The 21,502-nt window shown below is 69.6% G+C and carries 16 protein-coding genes; 7 read left to right on the top strand and 9 right to left on the bottom strand.

Features of this window, described 5'->3' with window-relative positions; genetic code table 11:
- Positions 1-61: 61 nt before the first annotated feature.
- The 3 genes from OG883_RS12225 to sph all read right to left on the bottom strand — a co-directional run bounded on the left by OG883_RS12225 (position 62) and on the right by sph (position 3,356).
- On the bottom strand, positions 62-1,147 hold the full coding sequence (locus OG883_RS12225) for a S1 family peptidase (RefSeq protein WP_266539030.1): 1,086 nt from the start codon (positions 1,145-1,147) through the stop codon (positions 62-64).
- 193 nt (positions 1,148-1,340) lie between these two features.
- Positions 1,341-2,261, bottom strand: coding sequence for a cation diffusion facilitator family transporter (locus OG883_RS12230; protein WP_266539033.1), 921 nt, complete (start codon positions 2,259-2,261; stop codon positions 1,341-1,343).
- A 78-nt stretch (positions 2,262-2,339) separates the two neighbouring features.
- Positions 2,340-3,356: a sphingomyelin phosphodiesterase gene (sph, locus tag OG883_RS12235; RefSeq protein WP_266539042.1), complete on the bottom strand. Its 1,017-nt coding sequence runs from the start codon at positions 3,354-3,356 to the stop codon at positions 2,340-2,342.
- 171 nt (positions 3,357-3,527) lie between these two features.
- Here sph and OG883_RS12240 point away from each other — a divergent pair, with 171 nt between their 5' ends.
- The gene (locus OG883_RS12240; protein ID WP_266539044.1) at positions 3,528-4,022 is read left to right on the top strand and encodes a hypothetical protein; all 495 of its coding nucleotides are present in this window, start codon (positions 3,528-3,530) and stop codon (positions 4,020-4,022) included.
- 250 nt (positions 4,023-4,272) lie between these two features.
- Complete coding sequence (locus OG883_RS12245; RefSeq protein ID WP_266539047.1) at positions 4,273-5,148, top strand: oxygenase MpaB family protein; 876 nt, start codon at positions 4,273-4,275, stop codon at positions 5,146-5,148.
- On the opposite strand, the gene OG883_RS12250 is transcribed toward OG883_RS12245, so the two are convergent.
- The 4 genes from OG883_RS12250 to OG883_RS12265 all read right to left on the bottom strand — a co-directional run bounded on the left by OG883_RS12250 (position 5,120) and on the right by OG883_RS12265 (position 9,949).
- Positions 5,120-6,520 carry a GH1 family beta-glucosidase gene (locus OG883_RS12250; protein ID WP_266539050.1) on the bottom strand — a complete coding sequence of 467 codons (1,401 nt, stop codon included), beginning with the start codon at positions 6,518-6,520 and terminating at the stop codon, positions 5,120-5,122. The two genes, OG883_RS12245 and OG883_RS12250, sit on opposite strands and share 29 nt — an antisense overlap.
- A 46-nt stretch (positions 6,521-6,566) precedes the next feature.
- Positions 6,567-7,472 (bottom strand): carbohydrate ABC transporter permease, encoded by a 906-nt coding sequence (locus OG883_RS12255; protein WP_266539053.1) that lies wholly within the window; start codon positions 7,470-7,472, stop codon positions 6,567-6,569.
- On the bottom strand, positions 7,469-8,413 hold the full coding sequence (locus tag OG883_RS12260; RefSeq protein ID WP_266539056.1) for a carbohydrate ABC transporter permease: 945 nt from the start codon (positions 8,411-8,413) through the stop codon (positions 7,469-7,471). Before OG883_RS12260 ends, OG883_RS12255 begins: the two co-directional genes overlap by 4 nt.
- Positions 8,414-8,644: 231 nt before the next feature.
- Entirely contained in the window at positions 8,645-9,949 is a 1,305-nt protein-coding gene (locus OG883_RS12265) for an extracellular solute-binding protein (protein ID WP_266539059.1), read from the bottom strand.
- Between the two features lie 241 nt (positions 9,950-10,190).
- On the opposite strand from OG883_RS12265, the gene OG883_RS12270 reads away from it, so the two are divergent.
- Complete coding sequence (locus tag OG883_RS12270) at positions 10,191-12,974, top strand: glycosyl hydrolase (RefSeq protein WP_266539062.1); 2,784 nt, start codon at positions 10,191-10,193, stop codon at positions 12,972-12,974.
- Positions 12,975-13,013: 39 nt separating this feature from the next.
- Here OG883_RS12270 and OG883_RS12275 read toward each other — a convergent pair whose 3' ends face one another.
- Both OG883_RS12275 and OG883_RS12280 read right to left on the bottom strand, forming a co-directional pair.
- Positions 13,014-14,054: a LacI family DNA-binding transcriptional regulator gene (locus OG883_RS12275; RefSeq protein WP_266539065.1), complete on the bottom strand. Its 1,041-nt coding sequence runs from the start codon at positions 14,052-14,054 to the stop codon at positions 13,014-13,016.
- Positions 14,055-14,235: 181 nt separating this feature from the next.
- Positions 14,236-15,771, bottom strand: a complete 1,536-nt coding sequence (locus OG883_RS12280; RefSeq protein WP_266539068.1) for a M1 family metallopeptidase — start codon at positions 15,769-15,771, stop codon at positions 14,236-14,238.
- A gap of 190 nt (positions 15,772-15,961) precedes the next feature.
- On the opposite strand from OG883_RS12280, the gene OG883_RS12285 reads away from it, so the two are divergent.
- The 4 genes from OG883_RS12285 (at position 15,962) to OG883_RS12300 (ending at position 21,449) form a co-directional block, all read left to right on the top strand.
- Complete coding sequence (locus OG883_RS12285; protein WP_266539071.1) at positions 15,962-17,962, top strand: Xaa-Pro dipeptidyl-peptidase; 2,001 nt, start codon at positions 15,962-15,964, stop codon at positions 17,960-17,962.
- The gene (locus OG883_RS12290) at positions 17,959-19,257 is read left to right on the top strand and encodes a M14 family metallocarboxypeptidase (protein WP_266539074.1); all 1,299 of its coding nucleotides are present in this window, start codon (positions 17,959-17,961) and stop codon (positions 19,255-19,257) included. Before OG883_RS12285 ends, OG883_RS12290 begins: the two co-directional genes overlap by 4 nt.
- Positions 19,258-19,383: 126 nt before the next feature.
- The gene (locus OG883_RS12295; protein WP_266539077.1) at positions 19,384-21,081 is read left to right on the top strand and encodes a BCCT family transporter; all 1,698 of its coding nucleotides are present in this window, start codon (positions 19,384-19,386) and stop codon (positions 21,079-21,081) included.
- Between the two features lie 77 nt (positions 21,082-21,158).
- A complete protein-coding gene (locus tag OG883_RS12300) occupies positions 21,159-21,449 on the top strand; it encodes a hypothetical protein (protein ID WP_266539080.1) in 291 nt (96 codons plus the stop codon).
- Positions 21,450-21,502: the final 53 nt, after the last annotated feature.

A 21,502-nucleotide genomic window follows, 5' to 3' on the forward strand; every position in this document is an offset into this window, starting at 1 on the left:
GGGGACGAGGGCGCGCCCGCCCTGGGGGCACGCCCTCGCAGTGCGCTGCCCGCGTGGGGGGTCAGTACACGTTCACGCCGTACGCGCTCAGTGCTTCCCGCACCGGCTGGTGGATGGCCGAGCCGTTGGTGCCCGAGCAGCCGGAGCTGCCCGAGTGGATGCCGAGCGCCGTGGAACCGGCGAAGTGCGCGCCGCCGCTGTCGCCGCCGGCCGAGCAGGCGGTGGTGCGGACCATGTTGTAGACCGGCCCGTCGCCGTAGTTGACGGTGACGTTCACGGCGGTGACGGTGCCGTGGGTCACCTTCGTCGTGGAGCCGCTCTTCCTGATGGCCTGGCCGACGATGGCGTCCGCCGCGGACGTGATGTCCTGGTAGTTGCCGTTGTACAGGTTGACGTTCCCGGCGGGCGCCGTGGTGCCCGTGTAGCGGACGATGCCGTAGTCGTTGGTCGGGAAGCTGGTGCCCTCACGGGTCCCGATGGACGGTCCGCCGGAGACCGCCGACCAACTGGAGGACAAGGTGGTGCAGTGGCCCGCCGTCACGAAGTAACGCACCGTGCCCTTGGAGACGTTGAACGCCGTCGAGCAGCGGGAGCCCCCGCCGTATATGGCGTCGCCGCCGGCCACTTCCTTGGTGAAGACACCGGGCACGCGCTGGATCCGTACGGCCTCGCCGAGTCTCGCGGCCACCTTCTCGAGCCGCGCCATGGAGCGCGCGGAGACGGACTGGTCGGCCTCGACCGAGACCTGGTTGGCCGCGGGGTCGATGCCCCACGAGGTGCCGGCGATCTTCGCCTGGGTATCGAGGGTGGCTATGGCGGACTCGAGCTGAGCCGTGCTGCGCCCGACGATCTCCGCCCGGGCGCCGGCAGCCCGCACGTCGTCGGCGGCAGCCTCGTCCGTGACGGTGACGACCAGGGCGCCGCTCTCGGCGTCGAGATACGAACCCGCGGTCCGGTCGCCGAGTGCGCGGCCGAGGGCGGAGTGGAGCGAGTACTGCTGTGCGGTGGCCGAGACTCCCGGGTCGGGGTCCGGGGTGGCCGAGGCGTCGGGGTCGGCGGCGGCGCCGGCCGTGCCGGAGCCGAGAGCGGCGGCGGGGAGGGTGAAAAGGACACAAAGGCAGATGCGCGCGCGGAGCGTGCGTCTCATGGGGGGCTTCTCCTTCGTACGAGTCCGCGGTGGGGGGAGTGCCGAGGAGCTGTATGGACTGGACCAATCCGTACTGCGCTCCAATGTGGCATGCCCCCGTCAAGCGGGCAAGCGTGCTGCACCCCGCCGTACACGAGGAAAGGTCCCCGCCGGGCAGTGCCCGTGTGCGGGGACCCGAATGGCGGTCGGTCCGTCAGGGGCGGATCTGGACGGTGGCAACCGTCAGCCGCCGCACCCTGTGCAGCAGCGCGTGCTCGGCTGCGACCGCCACCGCATGCGCCTGGACCACCGTCAGCGCAGGGTCGACCGCGATCGAGGTCTCCATGCGCAGATCGTGCCCGAGCCACCGCATGCGTACGTCCCCCACGGACCGTACCCCCTCGACATGCGAGAGCGCGTGCTCGGCCTCGTCGACCAGCGCCGGGTCGACCGCGTCCATCAGCCGGTGCCAGATCTGGCGTGCCGCACCGCGCAGCACCAGCACGATCGCGCCGGTGATGGCGAGCCCGATCAGCGGATCGGCCCACCGCCATCCGAGTGAAGCCCCGCCCGCGCCCAGCAGTACGGCCAGCGAGGTGAATCCGTCGGTCCTGGCATGCAGCCCGTCGGCGACCAGCGCGGCCGACCCGATCCTCCTGCCCGTACGGATCCGGGCCCTGGCCACCCACTCATTGCCGGCGAAGCCCACCAGACCGGCCGCCGCGACCGCCGGCAGATGGGTGACCTCCTGCGGCTCCAGCAGCCGTCGCACCGCTTCGTACCCGGCGAAGGCCGCGGAGGCGGCGATCACCAGCACCACGAAGACGCCCGCCAGATCCTCCGCCCGCCCGAACCCGTAGGTGTAGCGGCGGGTGGCCGTCCGCCTGCCGAGGACGAAGGCGAGAGCGAGCGGCAGCGCGGTCAGTGCGTCGGTGACGTTGTGCACGGTGTCGCCGAGCAGTGCCACGGAGCCCGACGCGGCCGCGATCACCGCCTGGACGGCGCTGGTGACAGCGAGCACACCGAAGGAGAACCACAGCGTCCGGAGCCCCGCCGCCGACCCTTCGAGCGCGGCGTCGATCTTGTCGTGGCTGTGGTGATGGTGGTGACCATGGACGTGCCCCAGACCCGTCATGGTCACCACCGTGACACACCAACTCCCTTGCAGCCACTGCCGAAAAGCGGCCTCTGACCAGCTGCGAAGGGCTTGCGACTACTGTCCGGACGCGATGACGGGGTAGTGGTCGGAGAGATTGGTGTACGTGTACTTAGTGCCCCAGCTGGAGACCGTCCAGGGCGCGCTCTGTTCCTTGATCACCTCATTGGTCCAGCCGGCCGGCCTGGCGTGCCCGGCGCGGTGCAGGACGTAGTCGAGGTCCTCGCGCGCGTCGTCCGGGTAGCGCTCCGCGGCGATCGAATTCTGTTCCGTGTCGAAGGAGTACGGGTGCCCGGTGCGCGCGTCGGCGCCCGCGAGACCCGCGTCGGTGAGCATCGTGGCGTACTCCGGCGTCCGCGAGTCCACATTGAAGTCGCCCGCGACGACGACCTGCTCGGAGGCCGGGATGTTCTTCCCGTCGAGGAAGGCGTCCATCGCCTTGAACTGGCGGCTGCGCATCTGGGCCGCCTCGCCCGCGCCGCAGCCGGGGTCGGTCGACTGGGCATGCGTGCCGACCACGTGGACCCTCGCGCCGTTCACATTCAGCACGGCATAGACGAAGCCCTTGTTGGACCACCAGTCGGCCCCGCAGGCGTCCTTGTAGACGTACTGCTCCTTGCGGACGATCGGCCACTTGCTCAGCACCGTGACGCCGCCGTCCTCCGGCGTGGTGGCCGAGTAGGAACCTCCGGTCGCGTCCCAGCCGTCCTTGCTCCGCCCCATCACCGGGGTCTGGTACGGGTACTGGGCGGCGGCGTTCCCCTTGAGCGCGTCCGACGAGGAGTTGTCGAAGGCCTCCTGCACCACGACGACGTCATTGCCCTTGAAGAAGGAGGTCGCGGGGATCGCCGCGGCCCGGTGGTCCTGGCCCCAGTTGGGGTACAGCGACTTGCTGAAAAGGAAGGCGTTGTACGTCAGCACCTTCAGGCTCGGCGTGGCCTGCGCCTGCGCCGGAGCAGCGGAAGCGGCAGCGGGGATGGCGGTGGCGGAGGGGGCGGCCGCGGCGAGAAGCGCGGCGGCGAGCGCGGTGGACAGGGCTGCGCCGGGTATACGGCGGAGCGCGGAGTGGGGCACGGGATCTCCCGGATATGGGTGGGGGGTTGGACCGGCGCCGCACATCAAATCAGCCGGAGTTACCTCCTGGTAATGGCCAGGTGCCGACTTTCTGTACGCAGCCGCACGATCACACCAACTCCCGGGCGCGCGTGCGCCACTACGTACCCGCGGACAGCTACTTTGTCCACTATGGACGACTATCTCCTTCCTCTGGACCTGGGGCCGCTCAACCCGAGCAGATACGGACTCATCGTTGCGCTGGTGTCGTTCGGCATCACCTACGCCGTACTCTCCAAGCGGCTGCTGCCCCGTGGCGCCCGCACTCTGGAGGAGCGCGACGCGAGGATCCACGGGGTGTCCCTGCAGGCCGAGTCGCTGCGCGAAGAGGCCGCGGCGGTACGGGCGGAATACGAAGCCGAGCTCGCCGCGGCCCGGCACGAGGCCGCCCGCACCCGTCAGCACGCGCACGAACAAGGCGTAGGGCTGATCATGGAGGCGCGCGCCGAGGGGCTGCGCGAGCGCGAGCGGATCCTCGCCGCGGGGGCGGTGCAGATCGAGGCCGAACGGATCGCGGCGGAGGCGGAGTTGCGCTCCGATGTGGACACCTGGGCCCGTGAACTGGCCGAACGGATTCTCGGCGAGCCGATCGGCGTGTCCGCGGACCGGTCCCGTACCACCGACTGAAACCGGCATCGCCCCGCAGCAGCGCGAGTGCGCGGTATTCCTTTCGGGAATGCCGCGCATCTATGTGCGCCCCGTCCGCCGGGGAGGCCCGCGCGAGCGCTGATGCGGATTCAGCGACGAAAAGCGTGGGCCGCCGCAGCCCCGCCACCCCTCCTGACCGGCCGGAACCTCCGCGACGCATACTGGAACATGCCTGTACGGGCACCGGGCGCACGGGGTCGTACGCCCGCCGAGAGCCAGGAGCGCGCGCATGAGCAGGGCAGCAGCTGATCCCGTACCGCCCCCGCCCGGCGGAGTGCTGTGGTCCCTCGCCGGCGACATCCGCGCGCTGCTGATGCTGCCCGCCGCCCTCACCCTTCAGGTCGCTCATCCCGCAGTCGGCGCGGGCGTCGACGAGCACTCGATCTTCCGCACCGACCCCTGGGGACGCGGAGAGCGCTCTCTGCGATCGCTCCAGCTCTGGGTGTACGGCGGCGAGGCCGCGGCCGAGGAGGGCCGCAGGCTCCGGGAGCTGCACAAGACCATCCAGGGCACCGACGCCCGCGGCCGCCGCTACCACGCGCTCAGCCCGGCCAACTACGCCTGGGTCCACGCCACCGGCTTCCCCGTCTACCAGCACGCGACGCGCTATCTGGTGCGCCCGCTCACCGGGGCGCAGGAGCGGCAGCTGTACGCCGAGTGGCTCCAGGTCGGCCGTATCCTCGGTCTCCACGACCGGGACATGCCCCAGACCATCGAGGAGTTCTGGCCGTACTACCGCAAGATGCTCGCCGACGAGATCGAGGCGACCGTGGTCGTACGCGAACTGGTTGCCACCGATCAGCCGGTCCCGCCGCCCGACCGCGGGCCGCTGGCGGTCAGACTGCTGCTCAGAGCGCTGTGGCCGGTTCTGCTGCCCCCGCTCGCCCGCTTCCGCCGCTTCATGACCATCGGACTCATGCCGCCCGACGCCCGCGAGGCGATAGGCCTGGAGTGGAGCGACGAGCAGGAGCGGGCGCTGCGCAGATTCGCCCGGGTCGTACGGGTCGTGGTTCCCCTGCTCCCCGAGCGGATCCGCTATCTCCCGCTCGCGCGCGAGGCGCGGCGGGCCGCCGGGCTCAGCGGGTCAGACCGCCTCGCGCGATGACCCCCGCGTACCAGCGGGCACTGTCCTTGAACGTCCGGCGCTGGGTCGCGAAGTCGACATGGACGATGCCGAACCGCTTGCTGTAGCCGTACGCCCACTCGAAGTTGTCGAGCAGCGACCACAGGAAGTAGCCGCGCACATCCGCGCCGTCCTCGATCGCCCGGTGCACCGCCGTCAGATGAGAGCGCAGATACGCCACCCGCTCCGGGTCGTGGACCTCGCCGGACGGGTCGGCGTAGTCGTCGTACGCGGCCCCGTTCTCGGTGATCACGAGCGGTACGCCCGGCAGCTCGTCGCGCAGCCGGGTCAGCAGCTCGTACAGCCCGTCGGCGTCGACCGGCCAGTCCATCGCGGTGCGCATGCCCGGCGCCGGCAGGAACCGTACGTGCTCCTCCGCCCCGGCCCACGGCGACGGCGTGTCCGAGGACCCCGCCCCGACGACCGTGGGGGAGTAGTAGTTGATTCCCAGCGAGTCGATCGGCGCCGATACGGCGTTCAGATCGCCCTCCCGGACGAACGACCAGTCGGTGACCGGGGCCGTGTCACGGACCAGATCCTCCGGCAGCCGGCCGTGGAAGACCGGATCGAGGAAGATCCGGTTCCCGACGGCATCGATCCGGCGGGCCGCATCGAGGTCGGCGTCGGAGTCCGTGAGCGCGCGTACGGCATGGAGGTTGAGCGTCAGCGAGATCTCGGACGACTCGGGCAGGGCGGCGCGCAGTACCTGAGTGGCCCACCCGTGCGCCAGGTTGAAGTGGTGCGCGGCGCGCAGTGAGGCGGCCGCGCCGGTGCGCCCCGGCGCGTGGACGCCGGAGCCGTAGCCGAGAAAGGCCGCGCACCACGGCTCGTTGAGCGTGGTCCACGTCGCCACCCGGTCGCCGAGGGCGTCCGCCATGATCCCGGCGTACTGGCCGAAACGCCGGGCGGTCTCGCGCTGTGGCCAGCCTCCGGCGTCCTCCAGCTCCTGCGGTAGATCCCAGTGGTAGAGCGTGGCGACCGGCCGGATGCCCGCCCCGAGAAGCTCGTCGACCAGACGGCGGTAGAAGTCCAGGCCCTTCTGCACGGCGGGTCCGCGCCCGGTCGGCTGCACCCGGGGCCAGGAGACGGAGAACCGGTAGTCGGTGACGCCGAGTTGCTTCATCAGTCCGACGTCCGCGCGCATCCGGTGGTAGTGATCGGCGGCGATGTCGCCGGTGTCACCGTTGCGGACGTTGCCGGGAGTGCGGCTGAAGGTGTCCCAGATGGACGGCGTACGGCCGTCCTCGGCAGCCGCGCCCTCGATCTGGTACGCGGCGGTGGCGGTGCCCCAGCGGAAGCCGGCCGGGAACCGCAGCTCCGTCGTCGTCTCGGGGCGTGCGTCGACAGCGGTCATGAGGAAGGAACTCCCAGGAAGTGAGATGGGGCGGTGGGGGAGGTGGTCAGCCCTTGACGGCGCCCTGCATGATGCCGCCGACGATCTGCCGGCCGAGCAGACCGAAGACGAGCAGCACCGGGAGGGTGCCGAGCAGCGTGCCCGCCATGATCACGGACTGGTCGTGGACATAGCCGCCACCGAGCTGGCGCAGGGCCACCTGCACGGTCGGCTCCTGCGAGGAGAGCGCGACGATCGGCCAGAAGAAGTCGTTCCAGGCAGCCATGAAGGTCAGCATGCCGAGCACGGCCATCCCGGGCCGGGCGACGGGCACCACGATCGACCAGAAGATCCGGGCGGTGGAGGCGCCGTCGACCCGGGCCGCCTCGATCAGCTCGTCGGGCAGCGACTGCACCAGGTACTGGCGCATGAAGAAGACACCGAACGCCGAGACCAGACCGGGCAGGATCACCGCCTGCAGCTGGTTCACCCACTGCAACTCCGCGATCAGCATGAACAGCGGGATCACTCCGAGCTGCGGCGGAATCATCATCGTGCCGACCGTGACCGCCAGCAGCGCGCCCCGGCCGCGGAAGCGCAGCTTGGCGAAGGCGAAGCCGGCGAGAGTGCAGCACAGCACCGTGCCGACGGTGATCGAGCCCGAGACGATGAAGGAGTTGAGCAGGGCCTTGCCGATATCCGCCTCTTCCATCACCGCCCCGAAGTTGTGGAAGAGGTTCGAGCCGGGCAGCAGGGTCGGCGGCACCTTCGCCAGATCGGCATTGGAGCGGCTGGCGGCGACGATCGTCCAGTAGAACGGGAACGCCGAGATCAGGACGGCGACGATCAGGATCGCGTACGCGAGCCTGCCGCCCTGCATGGTGCGGCCCGCCCGGCTCCTCCTGCGGCGTACGGCCCCCGGTCGTGGGCTCGCGGCGGGCGGCTTGGCCGGCGGGGCGGCGAGCGCGGTCATCGGCCGGCCTCCTTACGGGAACGGCGGCGTGCGATCAGGGCGTTGACCCCGACCAGCACCAGGATCAGCAGGAACATCACCCAGGCGATGGCGGCGGACCGGCCCAGATGGAAGAAGCCCCAGCCCTGCTCGTACATATAGAGACCGAGCGTCTGGTACTGGTGCGAGATGCCGCCGGATATGGAGCCCTCGAAGAGCAGTGGCTCACCGAAGAGCTGGGTGGCGCCGATCGTCGAGACGACCGTGGTGAAGACGATCGTGGGACGCAGCCCCGGCAGGGTGACATGGATGAACTGCCGCCGGCGCGAGGCCCCGTCCATCTCGGCGGCCTCGTACAGTTCGCTCGGGATGGACTGCATGCCCGCGAGATAGATCAGCGCGTTGTAGCCGGTCCAGCGCCAGACGACGATGGTCGAGACGGCGATCTGCGAGGCCACCGTGCCGGTCTGCCAGTCCACCGGATCGAAACCGACCAGCCCGATGACGTAGTTGATCAGACCGAAGTCGCGGCCGAAGAGCTGCGCGAAGACCAGCGTCGCGGCGGCGACCGAGGTGGCGTACGGCAGCAGCATCGCCGTACGCAGAAAGGTCCGGCCGCGCAGCTTGTAGTTGAGCAGATGGGCCAGACCCAGCGCCATCACCAGCTGCGGGACCGTGGACAGGACCCCGATGGTGAAGGTGTTGCGCAGCGCGGTCCAGAAGAACTCGTCGCCGAGCAGCGCGGTGTAGTTGCCCAGGCCGCGCCACTCCATCTCGCCGGGTGTCTGCAGCTCGACCCGGTACAGCGAGACGAACGCCGTGTAGATCAGCGGGAAGAGTCCGAAGGCGGCGAACAGGGTGAAGAACGGTGCGATGTAGGCGTACGGCGAGAGGGTGCGCCAGGTGCGGTACGCGGCCGAGGGCCGGGGCGAGGCCGGCTTCGCGGATGCGGTGAGGGTCACGGTGCGGCCCTTCGGGAAGTGGAGTCGGTGTGCGGGGGCTGTGGAGTCCTTCAGGCCGGTCCGGTCGGGAATCAGGACCGGCCTGAAGGAGCCTGGCCGACAGCCGGAACTACAGCCGGAACTACTGCCGGAACTACAGCCGGAACTACAGCTGTACCTGCGGCTGTACCTACGGCGGCTGTACGTCCGGCTCGATCAGTGGCCGGGGCGGCAGCGGTGCGGGCAGCCAGGTCAGCCGATGGTGTTCTCCACACCCTTCTTCGCGTTCGACCACGCCTTGTCGGGCGAGGTGCCCTTGCGCTCGACCTCGCTCAGCGCGTTGGTGATCTGCTGGTTGACGTTCTGGTCGTGCAGACCGAGCACCTGGACCGGGGATGCCTTGGCCGCGTCACCGAAGATCTGACCGATCGGCGCCTCGGAGAAGTACGGGTCCTTGGCGGCCGCCACCTTCTCGATCGCGCCGGTGGAGGAGGGGAAGTTGCCCTGCTTCTGGAAGAGCCTGGCCTGCTGCTCGGGGGCGGTGAGCCACTGGATCAGCTCGTACGCCTCCTTCTTGTGCTTGGCCGCACGCGGGATCGAGAGGTAGGAGCCGCCCCAGTTGCCGGCCCCGCCGGGCAGCTTGGCGATGTCCCACTTGCCCGTGCCGGCGTCGCCGGCCTGGCCCTTGATGTAGCCGAGCATCCAGGCGGGGCAGGGGATGGTGGCGAAGGAACCGGCGGCGAAGGCCTGGTTCCACTGCGGGGACCACTGGTCGAGCTTGGCGCTCAGACCTGACTGCGCGGCCTCGACGGAGGTGTCCCAGGCCGTCTGCAGTGCCGGGTTGGTGTCGTAGATCAGCTTGCCGGAGGCGTCGTAGTACCGCTCCTTCTCCTGGCCGATCATGATGGAGAAGAGGCTGCCGACACTGTCCAGCCAGGCACTCTTGGCGGGGGCCTTCTCCTTGTACTGCTTGCCGAGCTCCAGGTAGCCGTCCCAGGTGGACCACCTGGCCGCGAGCTGGTTGCGGTCGGTGGGCAGGCCGGCCTTCTTGAACAGGTCGGTGCGGTAGCACATCGCCTCGGGGCCGACGTCCGTGCCGAGCCCGAGAATCTGCCCGTCCCTGCCGGTCGCCGCCGACCACTTGGCCTCGGCGAACTGGTCCTTGAGCCTGTCCGCGCCGAACTGCTTCAGGTCCTCGAACTTGTCGGCCTGCTGCTGGGTCACCGAGGCGATCCGCCCGACCTCGATGCCCTGGACATCGGCGAGACCGCCGCCGCCGGCGAGGCGGGTCTGGAGCGACTTCCAGTAGTCGGCCTCGTCCTCGGTGTCGGTCTGCTTGATCTTGACGTCCGGGTGGAGTTTCTCGTACTCCGCGTAGAGCCCGGCCTCCTTGTAGCCGAAGGATCCGAAGAGGTCGACGGTGAGCGTGACCTTGCCGCCCGCACTGTCGGAGGCGCCGTCGGACGATCCGGATCCGCAGGCGGCGAGCAGTGCCCCGGCGAGTGCGACCGCGCCCAGGCGGACCGCGGCTCTCTTGGCGGCTCGGGCGATGGGCATGAGAAGACTCCCTTGGCTTCGGTGGAGCGAGACCGCGTGAGAGCGCTCTCAACAGATGCGTCTGGAGCGTGCCCCGCAGGCCCGCATCCCGTCAAGAGTCGAAGGCGTAACGGCTTGGACTCAGCGTCAACTGCCGCTTGTGTCCTGTCTATTGACACCTGTGTTTCAGGAGTTTTACGTTCCATGACATCTGAGAGCGCTCTCGGCCACCCCATCCCGTGATGACTTCGAGGTGCCGCCCATGCCAGCCCTCCGTACCGGATCAGCTGCCGCGCTGATACTGGTCACCGCCCTGGCCGCCGTCGGCCTGGGCCCGGCCGCCACTCCGGCGGCGGCCGCCACCATCCCCATAGGCTCAGGCAGTTACTCCGACACCCGCCCCGCCGGGACCTCGGGCCCGACCACCAACACCGGAGCCCCGGTCACCCCCAAGGTCACCCCCGCCGCCAAGGACAAGCCGGTCCCCACCAACGACTGGTGGTCCTCCCTCGCCTTCCAGCGCTACGGCGACAACCCGTACTCCACGCCCATGTACGGCCACCCGCTCACCTACCAGGCCACCGCCGGGGGACTGGAGGTCGGCTACCCGACGACCCCGGCCGTCGTCGGCGAGGGACGCCAGTACGAGTACGCCCACAAGCGCGACCTCACCCTCGGCCTGACCGGGCTCCAATCGCCCGACACCAAGGCCGACGACTGGTCCGACTGGACCGTCACCCCCTACTGGTCCGACGGGGCCCGCACGTTGCGCACCACCATCGGCCACGGACTGCCCTTCGTATACGCCAAGGGCTCCGGCGCCAACGCACAGATCACCACCGCCGCCACCCCCACCGTCTTCGCCGACCGGGGCAATGTCCTCGGCATCACCGTCGCGGGCCATCACTACGCCCTGTTCGCGCCGACCGGCAGCGACTGGACCGTCTCAGGGTCCACCGTGACCGCCCCACTCGGCGCCAGGGACTACTTCTCGCTCGCCGTACTGCCCTCCACCGACGCACTGGCTGCGTACACGAAGTACGCGTACAGCTTTGTCACCGGCTCCAAGGTGAGCTGGAGCTATTCCGGCGGCACCGTACGGGCCACCTACACCCTGACCACCGAGGCCAGGGAGGGCACTGAGCGCGGCACGCTCCAGGCCCTCTACCGCCACCAGTGGCTGAACACCACCGACCCCCTCACTCCGTACACGTACGCCTCTCCGCGCGGCACCATGAAGGTGCGCGAGTCCGCCTCGTTCACCACCGGTCAGAAGGCGTCCGCGGTGCTGCCCGGGCTGCCGAGGACGAACGCCGTCGAGGCGGCCCGGCTCAAGGGCTATCTGGACCAGGTCGCCAACGATCCCGACCCCTTCAAGGGCTATACCGACACCTACTGGACCGGCAAGGTGCTGGGGCAGCTCGCCCAGCTGGTGCCCCTCGCCGAACAGATCGGCGAGACCGCGACCCGCGACAAGCTCCTCGGCCTGATCAAGGGACGACTCCAGGACTGGTTCACGGCCGGCGGCGCGAACGAGTTCTCGTACGACAAGGTCTGGAAGACACTCACCGGCTACCCGGCCTCGTACGGCAGTGACACCGAGCTCAACGACCACCACTTCCACTACAGCTACTACGTGTACGCGGCCGCGGTCGTCGCCCAGTACGACCAGGCCTGGGCCGCCGACTCCGCCTGGGGCGGCATGGTCAGGACTCTGGTGCGGGACGCGGCCAATCCCAGCCGTGCCGACACCGCCTTCCCCTTCCTGCGCGGCTTCGACGTGTACGCGGGCCACAGCTGGGCTTCGGGCCACCAGGGCTTCGCCGCCGGCAACAACCAGGAATCGTCGTCGGAGTCCACCAACCTCAGCGCGGGGCTGATCCTCTGGGGGTCGGCCACCGGAGACACCGCGCTGCGTGATCTCGGTACCTACCTCCTGACCACCGAGTCGGAGGCGATCGCCCAGTACTGGTTCGACGCCGACCAGCAGGTCTTCCCCTCCTCTTTCGGCCATGACACGGTCGGCATGGTGTGGGGCAGCGGCGGGGCGTACGCCACCTGGTGGACCGCCAACCCCGAGGAGATCCACGGCATCAACGCCCTGCCGGTGACCGGTGGTTCACTCCATCTGGGCGGGGAGAAGGCCGCGATCCGGCGCAATATCGCCGAGATGGAACGGGAGAACGGCGGCCCGGCCGTCGAATGGCGCGACATCCTCTGGGAGTTCCAGTCGCTCGCCGACCCGGCGGCGGCGAAGTCCAAGTGGGACGCGGGCCACGCGGGCTACACCCCGGAGCAGGGCGAGTCCAAGGCGCATACGTACCACTGGATCAGCACCCTCGACGCGATCGGCGCCCCCGACGGGACGGTGACCGGTGACATCCCGAGCTCCGCGGTCTTCACCAAGGGCACGGTACGGACCTACGCCGCGCACAACTACGGTGCCACCGCCCGCACAGTGACCTTCTCCGACGGCAAGACGCTCTCCGTACCGGCGCGCTCGACGGCGACCGGCACAGGGACCGGAGGAGGCGACCCCGATCCGGACCCCGATCCCGATCCGCCCACGGGCAACACCTTCCAGCTCCGTACGGGAGGGGTGCTCACCACCGCGACGGGCGGTACGGCGGCCAGTGACACGATCGCCTCGGCGGGCGGCGCCAACCACGACGGCACCCCGCACCAGCCGCTCGTCTACGAGATCAAGAAGGTCAACGGCACCCTGAACCCCGGGGCGTCGACGGCCTTCCGCCTCCCGTTGGACGCGGGCGCCACCGTCGGCCTCGGCCAGCAGGCCCGCATCAGCTACGACCTCACCGGCGACGGCACCTTCGACCGGACCGAGACCTACCACTACTTCGCCACCGACCCGGTGACCGGCTGGGAGGAGTACGCCCAGTCCCGCGGCCTGAAGTCGGCCACGGGGACCCTCGGCAGCCTCAGGGACGGCACCGTACGGCTGGAGGTGTGGAGCGCCATCGGCAACGGCACCGCCCGGCTCCAGACCGGCACGGACAAGTCCGTGCTGGTGATCCCCTTCGGCTAGGGCGGGTGCCGTTCCGTACGTGTGCGGCGGGCGCCGGCCTCAGGCCGAGGCCCGCCGCACCAGCGTGGTGGGGGTGATCACCGAGGCGGGGGCACCGGCTCCCGGCTCGTCCTCGTTCAGCACCCGCATCAGCAGCCGGACCATCAACCGGCCCATTCCCTCGATGTCCTGACGGACCGTCGTCAGCGGGGGATCGGTCGACTCGACGACCGATGCCATGTCGTCGAAGCCGACCAACGCCACATCCTCCGGCACCCGCCGGCCCCGCTCGCGCAGTGTCCGCAGCGCCCCCGAGGCCATCAGGTCGTTGGCGGCGAACACGGCGTCCAGATCCGGGCGGCGATCCAGCAGCTCGGCCATCGCCCGCGCACCGCTGTCCGCGGTGAAGGCGCCCTGGCAGACCAGCGCCGGGTCGGCGTCCAGCAGGACGTCGCGGTAGCCGTCGATCCGGTCCAGCGCGGAGGTCTGGTCGCGCGGGCCCGCGATGTGAGCGATGCGCTCGCGCCCGAGGGAGACCAGATGGCGCACGGCCTCACGGGCACCGCCCCGGTTGTCGCAGTCGACATACGGGACGGCGAACTCGGAGGTGGCGCCGGGCCAGCCGGGCCGGCCGCCGAAGACGGTCGGCACCTTGACCCGGCGGATGATGGAGGGCAGTTCGTCGTCGTTGTGGAGCGAGAAGGCCAGTGCGCCGTCGACATGGCCGCCGCCGAGGTAGCGGGCGATCCGGTCGTAGTCGCCGGGCCCCTCCACCCACAGCAGCACCAGCTGGGAGTCGTACGCCGTCAGTTCGCGGCTGATTCCCCGCACCTGCTGCTCGAAGAAGGGGTCCGAGAAGATCCTGAACTCGGGCTCGGCGATGATCACGGCGACCGCGCCGTTGCGCCGCGTGACCAGGGTGCGCGCCGCGTGGTTCGGTATGTATCCGAGCTCCTCCACCGCCTGGCGCACCTTGTCGACCAGCGGCGGACGGACCCCCGCACCACCGTTGACGACCCGGGAGGCCGTGGCCCGGGAGACGCCGGCGCGCGCCGCGACGGCTTCCAGAGTGGGGCGGGCCCCAGTGGTCTGCTCGGGCAAGGCGGGCGCTCCTCGTCTGGTTCGGTCAGCTGCTTCGGACGGCAGCGGGGGAGAACACTGGCGGGACCAGGATATCCGGCTCTCCCGAGCTGCTGAGAGCGCTTCCGGACGCCGGGGGCGGGCGGCCGGGCACGGCGAAGCGCCGCCGCCCCGGGGGGACGACGGCGCTTCCCGTTGCGCGTCAGTGGTCGTCGTGACCGTGATCGTGGATCGTGTTCGTCGCGGCGATCTTCTTCCACGACTTCGGCTGGGCAGGACGGACGGACTGCGCAGGCCTACCGGACTCGGCAGCCTGCGACCGCGCGGTCCGCGCCTTCGCGGCGGCCGGGGCGCCCGGCTTCGACGGCTGGTAGAGCCAGGTGTCCAAGAGCCCGGCCAGCGGCTTGCCCGAGACCTTCTCGGCGTACTTCACGAAGTCGCCGACCTTGGCGTTGCCGTAGGCGTGCTCGGCCGGCCAGCCCTTGAGGATCTGGAAGAAGTCCTCGTCGCCGATCTCGTTGCGCAGTTCCTGCAGAGCCAGCGCACCCCGGTCGTACACGGCGATGTCGAACTGCTTCTCCGGGCCGGGGTCGCCCGGCTTGACCGTCCAGAAGGCGTCGTCGGCCGGGTGCTGGGCGTACACGTAGTCGGCGAGCTCCTGCGCGGTGCCCTCGCCCTCCTTCTCCGACCACAGCCACTGGCTGTAGCGGGCAAAGCCTTCGTTGACCCAGATGTCCTTCCAGCCGTCGACGGAGACGCTGTCGCCGTACCACTGGTGGGCCAGCTCATGGACAACCACGGAGATGTTCGCGCCGTTGGCGAACTGCCGCGGGCTGTAGAACGGCCGGGTCTGCGTCTCCAGCGCGTAACCACTGGTCACATTGGGGACGTACCCGCCGAGCGCATTGAACGGGTACGGGCCGAAGATCTCGGTCAGCCAGTCGGCGACCTCACCGGTCCGCTCGATGCTCGCCCGCGCCGCGCCGTCATTGTCGCCGAGGTCCTTGCTGTAGGCGTTGAGGATCGGCAGCCCGCTCGCGGTCCTGTCCGTCGTGATGTCGAACCTTCCGACGGCAAGAGTGGCCAGGTACGACGCCTGCGGCTTGTTGGAACGCCAGTTGTAGCGCGTCCAGCCGAGCTTCGAACTCTGCGACTGCAGCACGCCGTTGCTGATGGCCTGGGTGCCGTCCGGCACCGAGACCGAGACGTCGTACGTCGCCTTGTCCAGCGGGTGGTCGTTGCTCGGGAACCACCACACCGCGGAGTCCGGCTCCTGGGCGGCGACGCCGCCGTCCGGGGTACGGTGCCAGGCGGTGTACCCGCCGATCTTCAGCTCGGAGGGCTTGCCCGCGTACCGGACGACCACCGAGAGGGCCTTGCCCTTCTGCAGCGGCGCGGCCGGCGTGATCTCCAGCTCATGGTCGCCGCTCGTGGCGACCTTCGCCTTCTTGCCGTTGACCCGTACCTCGCTGACCTTCAGGCCGAAGTCGAGGTTGAAGCGGTTCAGATCCTGCTTGGCGGTGGCGAGGATCGTCGCCGTACCCTCCAGCAGGTCCGTCTTCGGCTGGTACTTGAGCCTCAGGTCGTAGTGGGATACGTCGTATCCGCCGTTTCCACTGGCCGGGTAGTAGGGGTCGCCGAGGCCCGGGGCGCCCGGCGAGGAGTCGGCGGCCGATGCCGGGATCGCCAGCAGCAGAGAGGCCGCGAGCGCGCTCGGGGCGAGGAGTCTGCGGTGCACGGATGCTCCAAATCGTGGGGATGAACGATCTTCTGCGACCCTATTCAGACCCTCTGTTCGGAGTCATGTCCATGGCTCGGTGTTTCACGTGATCGCCATTCGGCCGACATGATGCTCTGTGTCCCATCGGTCGCTTTGGTGCCTCTACTGCCCTCTGTTGCACGGGAGTTGACCGGAGTACCTTCCGCCCATGCCGAAACGTGCGCGGGGCGCCCGCTTGACGTGCAGATCGCTGGTGGTGGCGGCTTCGGCCGCCCTGATGGCCGTGTCCCTGACTCCGACGGGGGCGCAGGGCGCGCCCGTCGGGGAGAGCAGACCCGTCTACTCGGGGGAGAGCAGACCCGTCTACTCGTACGAGAACGCGATCCGCGAGTCCGTCTGGGTGGACACCCGGCTCGACGGCGACGGGGACGGGAAGAGCGACCGGGTCGCCGTCGACATCGTCCGGCCGCGCGAGCCCGCGCAGCAGGGCCGGAAAATCCCCGTGATCATGGATGCCAGCCCCTACTACTCCTGCTGCGGACGCGGCAACGAGAGCCAGAAGAAGACGTACGACGCGCACGGGAATCCTGTCCTGTTCCCGCTCTACTACGACAACTACTTCGTCCCGCGCGGTTACGCCTTCGTCGCGGTCGACCTGGCGGGTACCAACCGCTCCGACGGCTGCGTGGACGTCGGCGGCCGTTTTGACATCCAGTCCGCCAAGGCCGTCGTCGACTGGCTGAACGGCCGCGGCCGCGGCTACACCACCCGCACCGGCGGCGAGCGCGCCGGGGCCGGCTGGAGCACCGGCGACACCGGCATGATCGGTAAGAGCTACGACGGCACGATCGCCAACGGCGTCGCCGCCACCGGAGTCGAGGGGCTGAAGACGATCGTCCCGATCGGCGCCATCTCCTCCTGGTACGACTACTACTTCGCCAAGGGTGCTCCGCTCTACAACTCCGGTCCCGCACGGCTCTCCGACCGTGTCGAGAGTCCGGAAGCCCGCACCCGCTGCCAGGCCGTGCAGCAGCGGCTGGTCGACGGGGCTCCCCGCACCGGTGACCTGACCCGGCTGTGGAGCGAGCGCGACTACGTTCCCGACGCCGACAACGTCGGGGCGAGCGTCTTTGCCGTCCACGGGATGCAGGACCTGAACGTCCGCTCCAAGCACTTCGGTCAGTGGTGGGACGCCCTCGCCGAGGAGGGCGTGGAGCGCAAGATCTGGCTCTCGCAGACCGGGCATGTCGACCCGTTCGACTTCCGGCGCGCCGAGTGGGCCGCAACCCTGCACCGCTGGTTCGACCACTACCTCCTCGGCTACGACAACGGCATCGACCGCGAACCGATGGCCGACATCGAGCGCGCCCCCGACCAGTGGTCCACCGACCGTGTCTGGCCCCTGCCCGCCACCGACACCACCAGCCTCCGCCCCGGCAGGGGCACGGTCGCGGGCGTCGGCACGCTCGCGCTGAAGCCCGCCCGCCCCGGCGTCACCGAGACCTTCACCGACGACCAGCGTCTCGACGAGACCGACTGGGCCGCTCAGAGCGACCGGTCGACCCCGTCCAAGGCCGGGTTCATCACCCCACCGCTGGGCAGCGATCTGCGGCTGTCCGGCTCCTCCAAGGTGACGATCACCGCCACGTCGTCCACCACGAGCGCCCATCTCTCCGCGGTCCTCGTGGATCTCGGGCCCGACACCATCCGTGACTACGCCGCCGCCGGCGAAGGGATCACCACCCTTGCCGATCGCACCTGCTGGGGTGCGAGCACCGGCGGCGACAGCTCCTGCTTCAAGGAGACCCGGGCACACACGGCCGCCGTCGACTACACGATCTTCAGCCGCGGCTGGGCCGATCTGGGCAACCACGCCTCCGACGCCACGGGCCGCCCGCTGACCCCCGGCAGGCCGTACACCATCACCCTCGATCTGCATGCCAGTGACCATGTCGTCCCGGCCGGCCACCGGCTCGCCCTGATCGTCGGCGGCACCGACAGGGACCTCATCGACCCGCCGGCCACCACCCCGGTGCTCACCCTCGATCTGGCCCGTACGGCCGCGAAGCTTCCGGTCGTCGGCGGCGCGCCTGCCTTCGTACGCGCCACCGCCGGGTCCACTGAAGCGACCGACCCCCGCGAGTCCCGTCTCGACGGGGTGGCCGAACCGCGTCCGATCCAGCCGATCCCGGGAGGCAGCACCCGATGAAGCCCCGCATTCCGCTTCGTGTCCGAACCCTCGCCCTCACCCTCTCGGCCGCGGCGCTCGCCGTGCCGCTGGTCAACGCACCCGCCGAGGCGGCGCACACCCCGCTGCCCCGCACCGGCTTCGAGACCAGTAACGGCGCGCGCTGGACCGGCCAGCCCGAGGAGCAGGCGTTTCTCGCGGCCGTGGACCGGGGCAGCAAACGCACCTCGATCGGCAGGATCGGGACGACGAAGCAGGGCCGTCCGCTCCAGCTCGTCCGCATCGGCGCACAGCACGCCTCCCACACCGTGCTGCTGATCTGCAGTCAGCACGGCGACGAGCCGTCCGGCCGCGACGCCTGTCTGAGCACCATCCGCGATCTCGCGTACGCCAAGGACCGGAACACCGAGCGCCTTCTGGCCCGGACCCGGATCCTCGTCGTCCCCACCGCCAACCCGGACGGACGGGCAGCGAACACCCGCGGCAACTCCGACGGGGTCGACATCAACCGCGACCACATCGCGCTGAAGACCGCCGAGGGGCGGGCGACGGCCGCCGTCATCCGGGACCAACGTCCTGATGTCATCTATGACTTGCACGAGTACGGCGCCACCCCGCCGTACTACGACAAGGATCTCTTCGATCTCTGGCCGCGCAACCTCAACACGGACGCGGGTGTCCACCGGGAGTCACAGGCCCTCTCCGGGCAGTACGTCCGTCCGGCCGCGCACCACGGAGGCTTCAGCACAGGTACGTACGGCATCTGGACCGACCCGGTCACCGGCGATCCCATCAAGCAGACCGCGGGCGACGGCCAGGAGCGCATTCTGCGCAACGCATCGGGAGTCAAGAACGCGGTGGGTCTGCTCATCGAGAGCCGCGTCGATCCGCTGACGGAGGAGGAGAGGGCCGATTCCTCGCTGAACAACCGGCGCAGGGTGGGCAGCCAGCTCTCGGCCCTGGGCGGACTGCTCTCCTTCACCGAGGAGCGGCGCGACCGGCTCGAGGCGACGACCACCGCAGCCCGGCTGTCGGGCTTCAGGGACCGGGGCCCGGTCTATCTGGGCGGCGCCGACAACGACCCGGCGACGCCGGAGGAGACCCTGCAGGATCCGCCCTGCGGCTATCGGCTCGATGCGGCCCAGTATGCGGACATAAAGGACGAACTTGCCCTGCATGGTGTGGTGTCGTGGCCGGCCGGGAACGACGGTGCTTTTGTGCCGCTGCGGCAGTCCCAGCGCGAACTGATCCCGCTTCTTCTCGACTCTCGTGCGACATATCACCTGGCACCGGGACAAGCGATCACCGCCTGTTGAAGCAGGTGGCGTGCATCACATGTGGTAGGGGGTAGCGGAGAGCGAAAGCAGGTTCTCCGTACCGCGTGAAAGGTGCCCCTCGTGCCGCAAGACGAACAGCAACCCGGAGACCGGGGGGAACGGCCGGTGACGGCGAATCTCCCCGATCATCCGCAGGAAACCGGGCGCCCCAGGACCGACCGCGTGGTCTTCGGCGTCACCGCCGTCCTGACCCTCGCCTTCGTGGTGTGGGGCTCCGTGGCCACCGACACGCTGGAGGAAGTCTCCAGCTCGATGCTGAGCGGGCTGATCCACAACGGCGGATGGGCTTTCGTTCTCGCCGCCTCCGGCTTTGTGGTCTTCGCTCTCTGGCTCGCGATCAGCCGCTACGGCAAGATCCCGCTCGGGCGGGAGGGCGAGGGCCCCGAGTTCCGCACGGTGTCCTGGGTCGCGATGATGTTCAGCGCGGGCATGGGTATCGGCCTGATGTTCTACGGAGTGAGCGAGCCGCTCGCGCACTTCATCACGCCGCCCCCCGGCACGGACCCCGCCGACGCGGCGGAGGCCATGCAGACGGCCATGGCCACCACCCTCTTCCACTGGACGCTGCACCCGTGGGCGATCTACGCGGTGGTCGGGCTCGCCATCGCCTACAGCACTTTCCGCCGCCGGCGGCGGCAGACGATCAGCTCGGTCTTCGTGCCGCTCATCGGGGAGAAGAAGGCGCACGGCGCTCCCGGCCGGGTGATCGACATCCTCGCGATCTTCGCCACGCTCTTCGGCTCCGCCGCCTCGCTCGGCCTCGGTACCCTCCAGATCGGCAGCGGCTTCCTCGAGCTGGGCTGGATGGAGAAGGTCAGCACCGGGCTGCTGGTGGGCATCATCGCGACACTGACGCTGGCGTTCGTCCTCTCCGCCGTCTCCGGCGTCGAGAGGGGAATCCAGTGGCTGTCCAACATCAATATGGTGCTGGCACTGCTGCTCGTCGTGTTCGTGTTCGTCGCCGGGCCGACCATCATCATCCTCGATCTGCTGCCGACGTCGATCGCCGCCTACTTCGGTGATCTGCCGGAGCTCGCGGGCCGCACCGAGGCGTCGAGCGGCGAGGGTGTCGCCGACTGGCTGGGCAGCTGGACGGTCTTCTACTGGGCCTGGTGGATCTCCTGGACGCCGTTCGTCGGTATGTTCATCGCCCGCATCAGCCGGGGCCGTACGATCCGTCAGTTCGTCGGCGGCGTCATCCTGGTGCCGAGTACCGTCAGCCTGGTCTGGTTCGCGGTCTTCGGCGGTACGGCGATGAAGCTGCAGGAGGGCAAGCGGCTCGGCGAGGAGTCCACGCCCGAGGGGCAGCTGTTCGCCGTGCTTCAGCAGTATCCGATCGCCACCGCGACAAGCCTGCTCGTGATGATCCTCGTCGCCATCTTCTTCGTGTCCGGCGCGGATGCCGCGTCCATCGTGATGGGGACGCTCTCGCAGAAGGGCACCTTCGAACCGGCCAGGCTCGTGGTCATCTTCTGGGGTGCGGTGACCGGCGCCGTCGCGGCCATCATGCTGCTCATCGGCAACGGCAAGGGTGACGCGCTGGCGGGTCTGCAGAATCTGACGATCCTGGTGGCCGCGCCCTTTGTCCTGGTGATGGTGGGCATGTGTGTGGCCCTGATGCGCGATCTGCGCCACGACCCGCTGATCGTGCGGGGCGAGATCGGAGTGGAGGCCGTCGAGTCGGCCGTGATCGCGGGTCATACGAAGTACGACGGCGACTTCGAGATCCGCATCGGGCCGGGTGCGGGGCCAAGTGCGGGGCCGGATGCGGAGGGTGGTCAGAATCCGGTCAAAACTCCTTGATCGAGTCGGTTAAAGTTACTGACTGGTATTGATCAGCCCCGCAACGGGGCTCGCACGACCCGTACTTGGAGACACCCATGCGTCTACGCATCACCACCCTCGCCGTAACTGCCCTGATGGCGGGCGGCTTTGCGCTCGCCTCCGCGCCGGCCCAGGCCGCCCCCGGTGGCACGCAGGCCGTCGCGATGGCCGGCGGTGCCATCACCTGTCACCCCGAGGAGGACCGCGCCCAGGCGCAGAGGACCAAGCAGGCTGCCCAGCGGGCGCGCGTGGCGGGGAGGATCGCGGAGGCCAACCGTCTGAACGCCATCGCCAACGCGTACCTTCAGCGGGCCCAGCAGTGCGAGGACGCTGAGCGCAACATGTAGTCCCCGCTTTCCGTGATGCCGCCCGCCCCGGCCGGACCGGGGCGGGCGGCATC

It is taken from the genome of Streptomyces sp. NBC_01142 (assembly GCF_026341125.1).
Taxonomy (GTDB): Bacteria; Actinomycetota; Actinomycetes; order Streptomycetales; family Streptomycetaceae; genus Streptomyces.

Coding starts and splice junctions, on each gene's coding strand:
- OG883_RS12265 (WP_266539059.1), bottom strand. CDS start 9,949: ATGCCCATCGCCCGAGCCGCCAAGAGAGCCGCGGTCCGCCTGGGCGCG.
- OG883_RS12250 (WP_266539050.1), bottom strand. CDS start 6,520: ATGACCGCTGTCGACGCACGCCCCGAGACGACGACGGAGCTGCGGTTC.
- OG883_RS12290 (WP_266539074.1), top strand. CDS start 17,959: ATGAAGCCCCGCATTCCGCTTCGTGTCCGAACCCTCGCCCTCACCCTC.
- OG883_RS12245 (WP_266539047.1), top strand. CDS start 4,273: ATGAGCAGGGCAGCAGCTGATCCCGTACCGCCCCCGCCCGGCGGAGTG.
- OG883_RS12240 (WP_266539044.1), top strand. CDS start 3,528: ATGGACGACTATCTCCTTCCTCTGGACCTGGGGCCGCTCAACCCGAGC.
- OG883_RS12255 (WP_266539053.1), bottom strand. CDS start 7,472: ATGACCGCGCTCGCCGCCCCGCCGGCCAAGCCGCCCGCCGCGAGCCCA.
- OG883_RS12285 (WP_266539071.1), top strand. CDS start 15,962: ATGCCGAAACGTGCGCGGGGCGCCCGCTTGACGTGCAGATCGCTGGTG.
- OG883_RS12230 (WP_266539033.1), bottom strand. CDS start 2,261: ATGACGGGTCTGGGGCACGTCCATGGTCACCACCATCACCACAGCCAC.
- OG883_RS12300 (WP_266539080.1), top strand. CDS start 21,159: ATGCGTCTACGCATCACCACCCTCGCCGTAACTGCCCTGATGGCGGGC.
- OG883_RS12270 (WP_266539062.1), top strand. CDS start 10,191: ATGCCAGCCCTCCGTACCGGATCAGCTGCCGCGCTGATACTGGTCACC.
- OG883_RS12225 (WP_266539030.1), bottom strand. CDS start 1,147: ATGAGACGCACGCTCCGCGCGCGCATCTGCCTTTGTGTCCTTTTCACC.